A 14,236-nucleotide genomic window follows, 5' to 3' on the forward strand; every position below is an offset into this window, starting at 1 on the left:
ATCAGGAATTTTAATTCATTTCATCACGTTGGAAGAGAGAAAAATTATAAGCGCAGCGGTCAATTATTTTCTCTCACCCATTAATCGCGAAGCTTTAATTATCTTTTTTGCCAAATCAACTTATTTTAAGTATGAAAAATAACTGAACAATTTCAATCCTCTTAGGATAATTCCTAATTGCAATTGGTTGTACGTTTGGCTTTTAGGGCTAACCTTAAGTAGCAAATGAAATATGCGTTATCCCCTTTATCTGAGGTATTCATTATGACAGCACCACGTGGCGGTTCTGGCAATTTTGCCATGGACCCGGAAAGAGCCCGCGAAGCGGGTAAAAAAGGCGGCCAATTAAGCGGCGGCAATTTTCGTAATAATCCAGAACGTGCGATTGAAGCGGGACGAAAAGGCGGTAAAAAAAGCCGTCGAGTCGTCGATAAATCTCCCGCATAACGTTATTGCGGCTGGCCGGTAATTCGGCAACAGCCGCAATCTCCTTTTATTTATTTGTCAGGAAAATATTATGAGCCACAACAGCGAAGAGCACTTTCTCGATTGGGTAAAAGATGCCCATGCCATGGAAAAACAGGCTGAAAGCATGCTGGAAAAAATGGCCTCGCGCCTTGAACACTATCCCGACCTTAAACTGCGTATCGAACAGCATATTGTTGAGACCCGTGAACATCAGACGCTGGTGCAGAGCGTGATCGATCGCTACTCCACTTCTCAATCGGTATTGAAAGACCTCGCCGGCAAAATCTCTGCTTTCGGTCAGTCGATTGGCGGCGTGATGGTGGAAGATGAAGTGGTGAAAGGCGCGATCAGCGGCCACGTGTTTGAGCACCTTGAGATTGCCAGTTACACCTCACTGATTGCGGCGGCGCAGCATCTCAACGATCACGAAAGTGCCGATATCTTCTCGCGCATCCGCGAGCAGGAAATCGCCATGGCCGACTGGACCTTGACGCATTTGCCGGACGTGACCGAACAGTATTTGGTTCGCTCCGCTACGCCAGGCGTGGAAGCTAAGAAGTAGCTCCCGCACGATTCTTCCATTTTTCGCAACAATGACTTCGCTAACCCGGCTATTCTGCCGCTAAATTGTCTGTGCGAACCTTATGGCAAGGCTCGGGATTATCCCGAGCAACACCTAAGGAACCGCAACATGAAACTCTATCACTTCCCGCTTTCTGGTCATGCTCACCGCGCACGTCTGTTCCTGTCGCTGCTGGATTTACCGCATGAAGTCATCGATGTTGATCTCAAATCTGGCGAAAACAAAACGCCGGAATTCCTCGCCATGAATCCGTTTGGTCAGGTGCCGGTGCTGGAGGATGACGGCGTGTTTATTGCCGATTCCAACGCCATTCTGGTCTATCTGGCGAAGAAAAGCGGTCGCAGCGAATGGCTGCCGGAAGATGCGCTGGGCGCGGCGGCGGTACAGCGCTGGCTCACCGTGGCAGCCGGTGATATCGCCTTTGGTCCAGCCGCGGCGCGTTTGATTACCGTATTTGGCCGCCCGTTCAATCCAGAAGAGGTGATTGCCCGCGCGCATCTGGTGCTGTCACGCATTGAGCAGCATCTCGAAGGCCGTGAATGGCTGGTTGGCGATCGCCCGACTATTGCCGACGTTGCGCAGTACAGCTATATCGTGGGTGCGCCAGAAGGCAATGTCGATCTCTCCGGCTATCCGGCGGTGAACGCGCTGTTGCGTCGCATCGAAGCGCTGCCGGGCTTTGTGCCCTTCCCTCAAACTGCGGCTGGCCTGCGCAGCATCGCCTGAGTCCACCATCATGAGCAAGAAACTACCGGTTTGGCATCAGGGTGAAATTGCGCTTCAGCAACAGGCGGGTGTGGCGGAGCGCATGGCGGACGTCGGCCAGCGCGTGATCCGCGATCACATGCCCGATCAACACCGCGACTTCTACGCGCAGCTGCCGTTTATTGTGGCGGGCAGCGTGGATGCGCACGGCGATGCGTGGGCCACGCTGCTGGAAGGCCAACCCGGTTTTATCTTCTCGCCCAATGCCACCACGCTGGATATCGAGGCGCGTCCGCATCAAGGCGATCCCGCGGCGGCGGGCATGCAGGATGGCGCGCCGGTTGGGCTGCTCGGCATCGAACTGCATACGCGGCGACGTAACCGCATGAACGGCGTGCTGCAGGCGATTGGCGCTGGTTTTCGCGTGCAGGTGGAGCAGAGTTTTGGCAACTGCCCGCGCTATATCCAGCTGCGTGACTTTCACTTTGCACATCCTCCCGCCGAACCTTATCGCGGTGAGGTGGAAACCCTGAGCGCGCTGGATGATGCCGCGCGCGCCAGCATCGGCGCGGCGGATACCTTCTACGTCGCCACCTATGCCGAACGCCAGGTTGATGCCTCGCATCGCGGCGGCAAACCGGGTTTCGTGCGCGTCAGTGAAGATGGCCTGCTGACCATTCCCGACTTCAACGGCAATCTGTTTTTCTCCACGCTGGGCAACATTCACCAGAATGGCAAAGCGGGATTGCTGTTTGTTGATTACGCCAGCGGCGACACGCTGCAACTGAGCGGCGATGCCAAAGTGATTCTCGACTCGCCCGAGATCGCCGCCTTTCAGGGTGCCGAGCGGCTGTGGACGTTTCGCCCGCGCCGTATCGTGCGTCGTCGTGCCGCCCTCGCCTTACGCTGGTTAACGCCGCCGGATGGCGTCGCACCCAGTTCACTGATGACCGGCGACTGGCAAGCCGCCGCCGAACGCCTGCGTGCAGCAGATCTGGCTTCGCGCTGGCGTCCGTTCAAGGTGATTAAGGTGGTGGATGAGAGCGCCACGATCCGCTCGTTTCATTTAGTGCCGGATGATGGCGCGGGTCTGTTGCCGCATCTGGCCGGTCAACATCTGCCGATTCGCCTGCAGTTGCCCGGTACGGATAAGCCGCTGATGCGCGCCTACACGCTTTCGGTCGCGCCATCGGAGAATTTTTACCGCATCAGCGTCAAGCGCGATGGCGTGGTATCGCGTTACCTGCACGATCATCTCCACACCGGAGATACGCTGGAAGCGCGTGCGCCGGCGGGTGATTTTACTCTCGACGCCAGCGAACCACGTCCGGCGGTGCTGCTTGCCGCCGGCGTGGGCATCACGCCGATGCTGGCGATGCTGCGACATCTGATATACGAAGGAGTGCGCAAACAGCGCCTGCGCCCTACGTTTCTGTTCCAGTCGGCGCGCAGCAAAGCCGAGCGCCCTTTTGTGCGCGAACTCGACCAGTTGCTGGCGGCGGCGCACGGCGCGGTGAAACTGGTGCGCGTGCTAAGCCAGACGGCGGATGCAGAACCGGATGTTGATTACGATTTTGCCGGCCTCATCGATATGGCGCTGCTCTCGCGGGTGCTGCCGTTTAACGATTACGACTTCTATCTGTGCGGTCCGCCGCAATTTACCCAGGCGCTGTACGACGGGCTGCGCGCCTTGAATATCGCCGACGATCGCATTCACGCCGAAGCCTTTGGGCCGTCGTCGCTGCAGCGCACCAACGATATTGTTAAAGAAGCAAAACCGCTATTGCCGGTAGCAACCCAATCGGTGCCGGTGAAGTTCATGGATTCACTGAAAGAGGCGCGTTGGGCGCCGGATACCGGTTCGCTGCTTGAGCTGGCTGAAGCGCGTGGCCTGAGCCCAGCGTACAGCTGTCGCGCCGGACATTGCGGCAGCTGTAAAACCAAACTGCTGCAAGGCGCGGTGACTTACCCAACGCCACCGAGCGCGCAAGTGGCGGATGATGAAGTGCTGATCTGCTGCGCGCGGCCGGCGCAGCAGGAGGATGAGGTGCAGGCGATTCAGCTGGCGCTGTAAGATTTATCACGCTTTGTTTTTGTAGATATCAGGCCGGGTAATCGTCCACGCGTAGTTCGGCTGGTTAATCGGTTGATAGCCAAACTTTTCATACAGCCACGGCGCCGTGCTGGTGAACAGCGTAATTCTGCGCAGCCGCGCAAAAACCGGATGCGCATGAATACACGCCATCAACCAGCGTGCCAGGCCGTTTCCCTGATACGCGTCGAGCACATAAACATCGCACAGATAAGCGAAGGTGGCGTAATCCGTGATGAGCCGCGCAAAGCCAATCTGTAAGCCTTGATGATAAAGACCGAAGTTAAGGCTGTTTTGTATCGAAGCATTAACCGTCTCTTCATCAATGCCTGCTGCCCATGTCGAAGTGGTGAGATAACGGTGTATGGCGGCGAGGTCCAGTTTGTTTTCGTCCGTGCTGATCAAATAACCCTCTTCGTTCCACTCCTCTGTAACGAACTCACTCATCTCTGCGGCCTACGATAATTTGGTTGGGGTGTAAGAGAATTTATGAAGGATTGTTGTGGGCGACAAGCGATTCTTTATTTGGACATAGCTGCTGTGGTTAGGCTGATTTCTGGAGTTAACCTTTTTAAAGTCTTATCAATAATTCAATTGGCAGTGCTGATTTTATCAAACAAATTTTAGAGATAAATATTTATATCAAACTGTTTTATATTAAATAAAAAAAATAAAAACTACGCCATTCAAAAAAAACATTAGTTCAAAACGTTAGATCAACCCATAAGAATCCCTAACAATTTTTGGCACTATATTCCATTCATTGTTACTATCACTCAAGGTTATTACATGATTAATGAGGGAACGATGGCACTGAATGGAACACTTATTCTGAACGGCGCGGATTACGCACCGTTAAACATCTATGGCGTCGGCGTTTTCATGGCGTTTTCTGGTAACGGCGCTTATCGAAATCGAGGTGGATGCGGCGCAGTTTCGGGCGACGGCCCATTGCCACCCGGGAAATACTGGGTTGTCGATCGCGGCGCGGATGGTTTCTTTGGTAAGCGAAAGGCGGAATTACAGGACGCCTGGAACAAGTACACGAAAGGCGTGGCCTTTGGCCGAAGTGAATGGTTTGCACTCTACCGAGAAGACTCAGCCATTGACGACGAGACCTGGTATCAGGGCGTGCGCCGCGAACTGTTCCGGCTTCATCCGGGAACCGTATCAGAAGGTTGCATCACCATCCCCCACAACTCCGATTATGCGCGTATCCGCCAGGCGTTTATGAACACATTAATGGTGCCCGTGCCAGGCAAGCCTTCGCTGATGGCCCGAGGATTAATTGAGGTTGTTGCCAATGGCTCAAACACTTGCCCGTAGGGCCGCAAAATGCGTTTTCTTCATACTAATAACGCTTGTTATTGGCAGATCGCTCGGTGGCGCTGAAACGTACATCTCACAGAATTTCGCACGAAAGGTTGCCGTGTTAATAAGCGGCGAATCCAACATTGAAACTCTCTACGACGCCTATTTCTACATTGATGTTGTCATCGTGGTGTCCATCACCACGGCTGTTTATTTAATAACCATGAAGTTGATCAAAAAAATAAGGAACAAGTAAAATGCCAATCCCTCCGTATATGTGGCTTAAAGATGATGGTGGCGCAGATATTCGAGGATCTGTCGATGTTCACGACCGTGAAGGCAGCATTGAAATTATCGGCATGAGCCACGGCATCAACCTGCCAGTGGACGGATCTAACGGTAGGATCACCGGTACGCGCCAGCATTCATCAATGATGATTGAGAAAGAAGTGGATAGCTCCACGCCTTATCTGTACAAGGCAGCAGCCACCGGGCAGACGTTAAAAAGCGCTGAACTTCGCTTCTATAACATTAGCGATGCTGGCCAGGAAGTTTGCTATTACACGGTGCTGATGGAAAACGTGAAAGTCACCGGCGTTAACTGCGGCGTGGCAAATGTGAAGCTTGCAGGCAATGACAAACTAAACCATACGGAAAGCGTCAGTTTGCAATATGAGAAAATCACGTGGCGAATTGTGGATGGCAATATCCAATACACGGATGCATGGAACGAGCGTCCAACCGCTTAAAACAACCTTCCTGCTTTTGAGATGCAGAGACTCAAGCACCACGTCGAGCCGTAATCGTCGCAAGATTGTATGAAGAGTGATGAAACCCAGAAAAGCAAAAACCCAGCCATAAGCTGGGTTTTCAGAATGTTGGTGCCCGGACGCGGAATCGAACCACGGACACGGGGATTTTCAATCCCCTGCTCTACCGACTGAGCTATCCGGGCAACGGGGCGCATTAAACCCTACTCGCGCGGCACCGTCAAACGCTTTTCGGCAAAAATCAGCTGACTGATGCCTTTTACAGCAACCTTCAGACCAACCGGTAAAAATTCATTCGCCTATCGCTGGTATAGGTGAATTTTTAGTCGCTTGTGCCGATAACCTTGCTGACATCCGATACCAATAATAAGGTCCACCATGTTCAGCACTATTACATCAGGAATACTGTCACGCCTTGCGTGGCAAAAACGCGGTCATAGCAAGGCAACGCTCAGTTCATTACAAGATGCCATCGCCATGGTCGAATTCACCCCAGAAGGGAAGATCCTTACTGCCAACGAGCTGTTTCTCGAGCGCATGGGTTACACGCTCAAAGAGATTGTTGGTCAGCATCACAGCATGTTCTGCACCGCCGATATGCTCAACTCACCGCAATACCGCGACTTCTGGCGACGCCTGAATCGCGGCGAAGGCTTCAGCGATAAATTCCTGCGCGTGGCGAAACACAGCCGTCCTATCTGGCTGGAGGCGAATTACGTGCCGGTGCAGGATCGCAGCGGCCGCGTGATTAAAATCGTCAAGCTGGCGAGCGATATCACCGCGCGCATCATGGACGCGCAAGAGCAGCGCGCCATGACCACCGCGATTGAGCGTTCGATGGCGGTGATCGCCTTCAATCTCAAGGGCGAAGTGTTGATGACCAACGACAACTTCCTGAAAACCATGGGCTATAACGCGTCAGAAGTGATCGGCGTGCATCACAGCCAGTTCTGCCCGCCGGAGATGCGCAACAGCGACAAATATCGCCGCTTCTGGCACAAGCTGAATCAGGGCGAATTTATCTCCGGCCAGTTCCAGCGCCTGAATAAACGCGGCCAAACGGTGTGGCTGCGCGCCACTTACAATCCGGTGTTTAACGAAACCGGCGAGCTGTACAAAGTGGTGAAGTTCGCTACCGATGTCACCGCGCAGGTGGAGAAGAATCAGCAAGAGCGCGACGCGGCGCAGCAGGCGTATCAAACCGCGCTGCAAACCAGCGAAAGCACGCGCCTTGGCGCCACGGTGATAGAGAACAGCGTGCAGACCATGAATGATTTGGCGGGCGAGCTGCACGGCATTTCTGGTGATATCAACGATCTGAGTCAGTCGTCGGATCGCATTGGCGCCATTGTTGAGAGTATTCGCCGGATTGCCGATCAAACCAACCTGCTGGCGCTGAACGCCGCGGTGGAAGCGGCGCGCGCCGGTCAGCATGGTCGCAGCTTTGCCGTGGTGGCCAATGAAGTGCGCACGCTGGCGGCCAACATCAACCGCGCCACCACCGAAATTGAGAACATGGTGCAGCAGAACCATACGCTGGCGGAGAAAGCGCTGAAAGGTATCGCCTCCAACCTGAAACGCGCCGATCAGGGCGTGGGGTTGGCGAAAGAAGCTGGCGGCATGATGGCGGATATTCGTGACAGTTCCAGCGAAGTGGTGCGCGCGATTGGGCATGTTACCGCGACATTGCGAGAGGAGTGATGCACTGCAGGTCGCAATGCACCGCGCCCCCACAAACCAGGCGGCATGACAATAACCTGCCATGGCCGCATGGTTTACTGCGCCGCCGTCGCCACCGGCGGCGGTGCGGCTTCCGGCATAAAAATGTGGTCGAGAATATTGCGCATCAGTGGTGCCGCCGTGACGCCTTCGTTGCCACCGTTTTCCAGAATCAACGCCACCGCCACTTTGGGATCGTTAAACGGCGCAAACGCGGTGTAGAAGATGTGGTCACGCAGGCGCATCGGCGTCATTTTGGCGTTATACACCTGATTCTGTTTCAGACTGAATACCTGCGAGGTGCCGGATTTCGCCGCAATGCCGTACGGCGCGGTGTGAAAGTATTTGTAGCCGGTGCCGTTCGGCGCATTCGCCATACCGAACATGGCGTGGCGCACCAGCGACCAATACGGCGATTTAGCATCGCCAATCTGCGGCTGCGGTAGTTTTGCCTGGTAGAGCTGCACCTCCTTGCCGCGCTGTGATTTCTCCAGCAGATGGGGATTGATCACACGCCCGTTGTTGATGAGCGCCACCATCGCTTTCACCATCTGAATCGGCGTCGCCACCCAATAACCTTGCCCAATGCCCACTGAAACGGTATCGCCCTGATACCACACGTGTTTGTGCACCTTCTGCTTCCATTCGCGGCTCGGCAGCAATCCAGCGTACTCTTCGTTAAGATCGATGCCGGTCGATTTTCCGTAGCCAAACTGGCTCAGCATGGTGTGGATGCGATCAATGCCCATCATAAACGCCACCTGATAGAAGAAGCTGTCCGCCGACTCTTCGATGGCTTTGGTGACGTCCAGCATGCCGTGACCGGTTTTTTTCCAGTCGCGATATTTACGATCGGTGCCCGGCAGCGTCCAGGTCGGCGCGCCAAATAGGGTAAAGCTCGGTGTGATGACTTTGGTCAGCAGCGCCGACATCGCCATATAAGGCTTCACGGTGGACGCCGGTGGATACAAGCCTTGCGTAACGCGGTTGATCAGCGGCAGGTCTTTATCCTGCAGCAGGGCTTTATAGGCTTTGTAGCTGATGCCTTTGACGAACGGATTGGGATCGTAGCTCGGCGCGGAAACCATCGCCAGCACGCTGCCGTCGTGGGGATCTTCAATCAGCGCCGCCGCACGTTGCCCGGCTAGCTGACTCTCGACGTACTGCTGCAGATGCAGATCGAGCGTCAGCGTGATGTTCTGACCGGCCACCGGCGGCACCTCTTTCAGCACGCGCACGATGCGGCCGTGGTTATCCACTTCCACTTCCTGATAGCCGGTTTTGCCGTGCAGCAGCGATTCATAATAGCCTTCAATGCCCTGCTTACCGATGTTGTGGTCAGCCGCGTAGTTCTCGCCAACGCCTTCTGCGTTCAGGCGTTTGTAGTCGTTATCGTTGATTTTCGAAACATAGCCAAGCACGTGCGCCAGGTCGGCACCGTAAGGATATTCACGGTCCTGATAGGTATCGACGGTGACGCCGCTAAAGCGGAATTGATTGACGGCGAAGCGCGCGACTTCTTCGTCAGTCAGTTCCGCTTTCAGTTCAACCGGCTTGTAGCGGCTGTTCTGTTTGAGCTCGTGCTCGAAGGTTTCAATCTCTTCCGGCGTGAGATCGACAATCGGCGTCAGCTCTTTCAGCGTTTCCTGCATGTTGTCGATTTTGTACGGCGTGATGTGAATGTCATACCAGCTGACGTTGCGCACCAGCGGAATGCCGTTGCGATCGAAGATCAATCCACGCGTGGGCGCGATGGGGATCATTTTGATGTCGTTTTCGTTGGAACGCGTCTGGTAATAGCTGTGCTGATCGACCTGCAGGCGATACAGGTTGATGCCTAAGATGGTAAAGCAGATGACAACCAGGGCAAAAGCGACAATCGCACGGCGGGCAAACAGCTTTTCTTCTGCTTCGAAATTACGGAAATTCATCAGGTGGGCTTAGTCTCTTTGTTATCACGCTAATGATAAGCAGAGATTGTTTCAGAGCCAGCACGAAGATGCACAAGCCTGGGTAAAAGTGTGTCAGATGTTTACGGAATGGTGCGGTCTGGTGCCCTCACCCCGGCCCTCTCCCACCGGGAGAGGGAGAAAAAAAGCGCCGACTGGTCCCCTCTCCCGCGTGCGGGAGAGGGTTAGGGTGAGGGAAAAGAGATTAATCGCCCAGCAGCACTGACTCCAGCGCGATCTTAATCATATCGTTAAAGGTGGTCTGACGCTCAGCCGCCGTGGTCTGCTCGTGGGTGCGGATGTGGTCCGACACGGTACAGATGGTCAGCGCTTTCGCACCAAACTCTGCTGCCACGCCGTAAATACCCGCCGCTTCCATCTCCACACCCAGAATGCCGTACTTCTCCATCACGTCGAACATCTGCGGATCTGGCGTATAGAACAGATCGGCGGAGAAGATGTTACCCACGCGCGCATCAACGCCCAGCGCTTTCGCGGCATCAACGGCGTTACGCACCATGTCGAAGTCAGCAATCGCCGCGAAGTCGTGATCCTTGAAGCGCATGCGGTTCACTTTGGAATCGGTGCAGGCACCCATACCAATCACCACGTCACGCAGTTTCACGTCTGCGCGCACTGCGCCGCAAGAACCGACACGGATAATCTTCTTCACGCCGAAGTCGGTGATCAGCTCTTTGGTGTAGATCGAGCAGGATGGAATGCCCATGCCGTGACCCATCACCGAAATCTTGCGGCCTTTATAAGTCCCGGTGTAACCCAGCATGCCGCGCACGTTGTTCACTTCCACCACATCTTCGAGGAAGGTTTCCGCAATGTGCTTTGCGCGCAGCGGATCGCCTGGCATCAGCACGACGTCCGCGAAATCACCCATTTCTGCATTAATATGAGGCGTTGCCATGGTTATTTTCCTTATTAAATTTGGGGCGCTGTTTTACAGCATGCTCTTGCCGTAGTCCATGCTGGACAGGCCAAAATATTTTGCGATGGTCTGGCCGATATCCGCGAAGGTATCGCGGTATCCCAGCGATCCTGGCTTCACATTCGGGCCGTAGATCAGAATCGGAATGTGCTCACGCGTGTGCTCGGTGCCTTTCCAGCTTGGATCGCAGCCGTGATCGGCGGTGAGGATCAGAATGTCGCCCTCTTTCACCAATTCCATCAGCTCTGGCAAACGACGATCGAACAACTCCAGTCCGCCCGCATAACCGGCGATATCGCGACGATGTCCCCACGTTGAGTCAAAATCAACGAAGTTAGTGAACACAATCGAAGTATCTGGCGCTTTCTTCATCTGCTCGATGGTAGCGTTGAACAGCGCGTCTAAGCCGGTGGCTTTGACTTTCTGCGTGATGCCCTGCTCGGCGTAGATATCGGCAATTTTACCCACCGAAATCACTTCACCGCCCTTCTCATCGACTAGTTTTTTCAGCATGGTCGCTGAAGGCGGCTCCACCGCCAGATCGTGACGGTTGCCGGTACGCTCGAAGTTACCCGCTTTGTCGCCCACGAACGGACGCGCAATCACGCGACCGATGTTGTAGCCACCATTGGTCAGCTCCTCACGGGCGATTTCACACAGTTCGTACAGGCGATCGAGGCCAAAGGTCTCTTCATGGCAGGCAATCTGGAAAACCGAATCCGCCGAGGTGTAGAAAATCGGCTTGCCGGTTTTCATGTGCTCTTCGCCGAGCTGGTCGAGGATCACCGTGCCCGATGAGTGACAATTACCGAGATATCCCGGCAGATCGGCACGTTTCACCAGAGTATCCAGCAGCGCCTGCGGGAAGCTGTTCTCTTTATCGCTGAAGTAGCCCCAATCAAACAGCACCGGCACGCCGGCGATTTCCCAGTGGCCCGACGGCGTATCTTTACCGGACGACAATTCGCTGGCGTAAGCATACGCACCGATGATTTCCGCGTTGGGATCGAGGCCTGGCGGGAAACGACCGGTAGAGAGCTCAGCCGCTTTGCCGAGGCCCAGTTTGGTCAGGTTCGGTAAGTGCAGCGGGCCTTCGCGACCTTCATTGGCGCGGCCTTCGAAACAGGCTTCGGCGATATGGCCGAGCGTGTCCGATCCTTCATCACCGAATTTATCGGCGTCTTTGCTGGAGCCGATCCCGAAGGAGTCGAGAACCATAATAAAAGCACGTTTCATGCAAGTCTCCTGCGCAATGCGCGATGACAAGTCAAAAAAAAGCGATCAGATCAGTATACCCGAACGGCCGCTGCCTGGCACGAAGAAGCGCCAGTTATTCGCTAATGCGACGATAAACTACCGGCGTGATCGCTGGCGCAGTGTCGCTCAGCGTGATGGCTGCTTTAACGGCGGCGGCGGCCTGCTGCCACTGCGCTTCCGACGCGGCGTGGATAATTGCCAGCGGACGCTGCGCGTCAACTTGCGTGCCGAGCGTGGTCACGTCGCTCAAGCCCACGCTGTAATCAATGCTGTCGCTGGCGCGCTGGCGCCCCCCGCCAAGCGCAACCACCGCCATGCCGAGCGCACGCGTATCCATTGCGCTGACGATACCGGCGCCATCGGCGTATACCGCTTTGCTCAGCGTTGGCGCGGGCAGATAGCTGTCCATGCGCTCGATGAAATCCACCGGCCCTTTTTGCGCCGCCACCATGCGGGCAAACACTTCAGCGGCTTTGCCGTTATCCAGCACCTGCTGCAGCTTTTGGCGCGCATCGGCGTCATTCTCAGCCAGTTTGCCGGAGATCAGCATTTCCGCGCACAGCGCCATCGTCACTTCCAGCAGGCGCGGATTGCGCACCTCGCCGGTCAGGAACTGTACCGCTTCACGCACTTCCAGCGCATTACCGGCGGTGGAAGCCAGCACCTGATTCATGTCGGTGAGCAGCGCGGTGGTTTTACAACCTGCGCCATTGGCGACGCCAACAATCGCCTGCGCCAGATTTTCTGAGGCTTCGAAGGTCGGCATAAAGGCGCCGGAGCCCACTTTCACGTCCATCACCAGCGCATCCAATCCTTCCGCCAGTTTTTTGGCGAGGATCGATGCGGTGATCAGCGGAATGGAATCCACGGTGGCGGTGATATCGCGCGTGGCGTAGAAACGTTTGTCGGCCGGCGCCAGCGAATTGGTCTGGCCAATAATCGCGATGCCGACGTCTTTAATAATCTGGCGGAAACGATCGTCGCTCGGGAAGATATCAAAGCCCGGAATCGCTTCCAGTTTATCCAGCGTGCCGCCGGTGTGGCCGAGGCCGCGCCCGGAGATCATCGGCACATAACCGCCGCACGCCGCTACCATCGGGCCGAGCATCAGCGAAGTGACATCGCCAACGCCGCCGGTGGAGTGTTTATCAACAATCGGGCCGTTGAGATTGAGCGATTTCCAGTTCAGCACCGTGCCGGAGTCGCGCATCGCCATAGTCAGCGCCACGCGCTCGTCGAGCGTCATATCATGGAAATAGATGGTCATCGCCAATGCGGCAATTTGACCTTCCGAAACGCTGTTGTCGCGCACGCCGTTGATGAAGAAGCGAATCTCCGCTTCACTCAGCGCCTGGCCGTCGCGTTTTTTACGAATAATTTCTTGTGGCAGGAACACGGTTGCCTCCCTGGAGGGATAGAAATTGAAATGGTACGGCAGCTTGCACCTGCCGTAGCGGCGCGATTTATCGCGCGATGTTAAGTCGGGGCTGAAGCGTAAAAACCAGCGCGATAAATCGCGCCGCTACGAATCGCAGAACCATCAGCGAAAGAGATTAATAACCGGCTTTGCTGGTCGCGGTTTCGTGGCCCAGCGTATTCAGCAGGCTTGCCAGCAGGCTGGAGGCACCGAAGCGGAAATGACGCGCATCCGCCCAGCCTTCACCCAGAATGTCCTCCGCCAGCTGCAGATAAAGCGCCGCGTCTTCCGCAGTGCGCACGCCGCCCGCCGGTTTGAAACCAACCTGCTGCTTCACGCCTTTGTCGCGGATCACTTGCATCATGATCGCCGCCACTTCTGGCGTCGCGTTGACCGGCACTTTACCGGTGGAGGTTTTGATGAAATCGGCACCCGCATCGATAGCGATTTCCGAAGCGGCACGAATCAGCGCTTCATCTTTCAGCTCGCCGCTTTCGATAATCACTTTCAGCAGCACGTTCGCCGCCGCGCAGGCTTCTTTACAGGCTTTTACTAGCTCGAAACCGATATCGCGGTTGCCGGCAATCAGCGCACGATACGGGAACACCACATCCACTTCGTCAGCGCCGTAGGCGATGGCCGCGCGGGTTTCGGCCAGCGCGATCTCAACGTCATCGCTGCCGTGCGGGAAATTGGTGACGGTGGCGATGCGGATTTCCGGCGTGCCCTGCTCGCGCAGCGCTTTACGTGCTGCCGGGATGAAACGCGGATAGATGCAGATGGCAGCGGTGTTACCGGCTGGGGATTTCGCCTGACGGCACAACGCGATCACCTTCTCGTCGGTGTCGTCTTCGTTCAGGGTGGTTAAATCCATCAGTTGCAATGCGCGCTGTGCTGCTGCTTTCAGGTCGGTCATGATGCTCTCCAAAATTCAGATCGGCGGGCACAACCCACCGGGGAATGTGATAATTCTAACAACTACCGTGACGTTAAATTGCGCTTCACGTCACATGAAAAAGAAAACC

The 14,236-nt window shown here is 55.4% G+C and carries 13 protein-coding genes and 1 tRNA gene; 7 read left to right on the forward strand and 7 right to left on the reverse strand.

Translation table 11 applies throughout. The features are described 5' to 3' along the window. Positions 1–264 precede the first annotated feature (264 nt). The 4 genes from AAF463_RS16060 (at position 265) to AAF463_RS16075 (ending at position 3,830) form a co-directional block, all read left to right on the forward strand. On the forward strand, positions 265–447 hold the full coding sequence (locus AAF463_RS16060; protein ID WP_101761861.1) for a general stress protein: 183 nt from the start codon (positions 265–267) through the stop codon (positions 445–447). Between the two features lie 70 nt (positions 448–517). Continuing rightward, positions 518–1,030 carry a DUF892 family protein gene (locus tag AAF463_RS16065; RefSeq protein WP_101761860.1) on the forward strand — a complete coding sequence of 171 codons (513 nt, stop codon included), beginning with the start codon at positions 518–520 and terminating at the stop codon, positions 1,028–1,030. Between the two features lie 129 nt (positions 1,031–1,159). Then, positions 1,160–1,777 carry a glutathione S-transferase gene (locus tag AAF463_RS16070; RefSeq protein ID WP_101761859.1) on the forward strand — a complete coding sequence of 206 codons (618 nt, stop codon included), beginning with the start codon at positions 1,160–1,162 and terminating at the stop codon, positions 1,775–1,777. Between the two features lie 10 nt (positions 1,778–1,787). After that, on the forward strand, positions 1,788–3,830 hold the full coding sequence (locus AAF463_RS16075) for a pyridoxamine 5'-phosphate oxidase family protein (RefSeq protein ID WP_350261103.1): 2,043 nt from the start codon (positions 1,788–1,790) through the stop codon (positions 3,828–3,830). A 6-nt stretch (positions 3,831–3,836) separates the two neighbouring features. On the opposite strand, the gene AAF463_RS16080 is transcribed toward AAF463_RS16075, so the two are convergent. Further along, on the reverse strand, positions 3,837–4,295 hold the full coding sequence (locus AAF463_RS16080) for a GNAT family N-acetyltransferase (protein WP_350261104.1): 459 nt from the start codon (positions 4,293–4,295) through the stop codon (positions 3,837–3,839). 360 nt (positions 4,296–4,655) lie between these two features. Between AAF463_RS16080 and AAF463_RS16085 the strand changes: the two genes are divergently transcribed. Together AAF463_RS16085 and tssD are read left to right on the forward strand one after the other, a co-directional pair. After that, positions 4,656–5,174, forward strand: coding sequence for a DUF2778 domain-containing protein (locus tag AAF463_RS16085; protein ID WP_350262005.1), 519 nt, complete (start codon positions 4,656–4,658; stop codon positions 5,172–5,174). A gap of 242 nt (positions 5,175–5,416) precedes the next feature. Beyond that, positions 5,417–5,908, forward strand: a complete 492-nt coding sequence (tssD, locus tag AAF463_RS16090) for a type VI secretion system tube protein TssD (RefSeq protein ID WP_350261105.1) — start codon at positions 5,417–5,419, stop codon at positions 5,906–5,908. Between the two features lie 130 nt (positions 5,909–6,038). Here tssD and AAF463_RS16095 read toward each other — a convergent pair. Next, positions 6,039–6,114, reverse strand: a tRNA-Phe gene (locus AAF463_RS16095). Positions 6,115–6,307: 193 nt separating this feature from the next. On the opposite strand from AAF463_RS16095, the gene AAF463_RS16100 reads away from it, so the two are divergent. Continuing rightward, a complete protein-coding gene (locus tag AAF463_RS16100) occupies positions 6,308–7,630 on the forward strand; it encodes a PAS domain-containing methyl-accepting chemotaxis protein (RefSeq protein WP_350261106.1) in 1,323 nt (440 codons plus the stop codon). 74 nt (positions 7,631–7,704) lie between these two features. Here the strand turns inward: AAF463_RS16100 and mrdA are convergent, their stop codons facing one another. From mrdA to deoC, 5 genes are all read right to left on the reverse strand, one after another. Beyond that, complete coding sequence (mrdA, locus tag AAF463_RS16105; protein WP_350261107.1) at positions 7,705–9,579, reverse strand: penicillin-binding protein 2; 1,875 nt, start codon at positions 9,577–9,579, stop codon at positions 7,705–7,707. A 223-nt stretch (positions 9,580–9,802) separates the two neighbouring features. Beyond that, positions 9,803–10,516 (reverse strand): purine-nucleoside phosphorylase, encoded by a 714-nt coding sequence (gene deoD, locus AAF463_RS16110; RefSeq protein WP_008103284.1) that lies wholly within the window; start codon positions 10,514–10,516, stop codon positions 9,803–9,805. A gap of 33 nt (positions 10,517–10,549) precedes the next feature. Next, complete coding sequence (gene deoB / locus AAF463_RS16115; protein WP_101761829.1) at positions 10,550–11,773, reverse strand: phosphopentomutase; 1,224 nt, start codon at positions 11,771–11,773, stop codon at positions 10,550–10,552. Between the two features lie 94 nt (positions 11,774–11,867). Continuing rightward, a complete protein-coding gene (gene deoA / locus AAF463_RS16120) occupies positions 11,868–13,190 on the reverse strand; it encodes a thymidine phosphorylase (RefSeq protein ID WP_350261108.1) in 1,323 nt (440 codons plus the stop codon). A 157-nt stretch (positions 13,191–13,347) separates the two neighbouring features. After that, entirely contained in the window at positions 13,348–14,127 is a 780-nt protein-coding gene (gene deoC, locus AAF463_RS16125; RefSeq protein WP_350261109.1) for a deoxyribose-phosphate aldolase, read from the reverse strand. Between the last annotated feature and the right edge of the window lie 109 nt (positions 14,128–14,236).

It is taken from the genome of Pantoea sp. BJ2 (assembly GCF_040255075.1).
In the GTDB taxonomy this organism is placed as follows: domain Bacteria; phylum Pseudomonadota; class Gammaproteobacteria; order Enterobacterales; family Enterobacteriaceae; genus Pantoea; species Pantoea leporis.

Coding starts and splice junctions, on each gene's coding strand:
- AAF463_RS16060 (WP_101761861.1), top strand. CDS start 265: ATGACAGCACCACGTGGCGGTTCTGGCAATTTTGCCATGGACCCGGAA.
- AAF463_RS16065 (WP_101761860.1), top strand. CDS start 518: ATGAGCCACAACAGCGAAGAGCACTTTCTCGATTGGGTAAAAGATGCC.
- AAF463_RS16070 (WP_101761859.1), top strand. CDS start 1,160: ATGAAACTCTATCACTTCCCGCTTTCTGGTCATGCTCACCGCGCACGT.
- AAF463_RS16075 (WP_350261103.1), top strand. CDS start 1,788: ATGAGCAAGAAACTACCGGTTTGGCATCAGGGTGAAATTGCGCTTCAG.
- AAF463_RS16080 (WP_350261104.1), bottom strand. CDS start 4,295: ATGAGTGAGTTCGTTACAGAGGAGTGGAACGAAGAGGGTTATTTGATC.
- AAF463_RS16085 (WP_350262005.1), top strand. CDS start 4,656: ATGGCACTGAATGGAACACTTATTCTGAACGGCGCGGATTACGCACCG.
- tssD (WP_350261105.1), top strand. CDS start 5,417: ATGCCAATCCCTCCGTATATGTGGCTTAAAGATGATGGTGGCGCAGAT.
- AAF463_RS16100 (WP_350261106.1), top strand. CDS start 6,308: ATGTTCAGCACTATTACATCAGGAATACTGTCACGCCTTGCGTGGCAA.
- mrdA (WP_350261107.1), bottom strand. CDS start 9,579: ATGAATTTCCGTAATTTCGAAGCAGAAGAAAAGCTGTTTGCCCGCCGT.
- deoD (WP_008103284.1), bottom strand. CDS start 10,516: ATGGCAACGCCTCATATTAATGCAGAAATGGGTGATTTCGCGGACGTC.
- deoB (WP_101761829.1), bottom strand. CDS start 11,773: ATGAAACGTGCTTTTATTATGGTTCTCGACTCCTTCGGGATCGGCTCC.
- deoC (WP_350261109.1), bottom strand. CDS start 14,127: ATGACCGACCTGAAAGCAGCAGCACAGCGCGCATTGCAACTGATGGAT.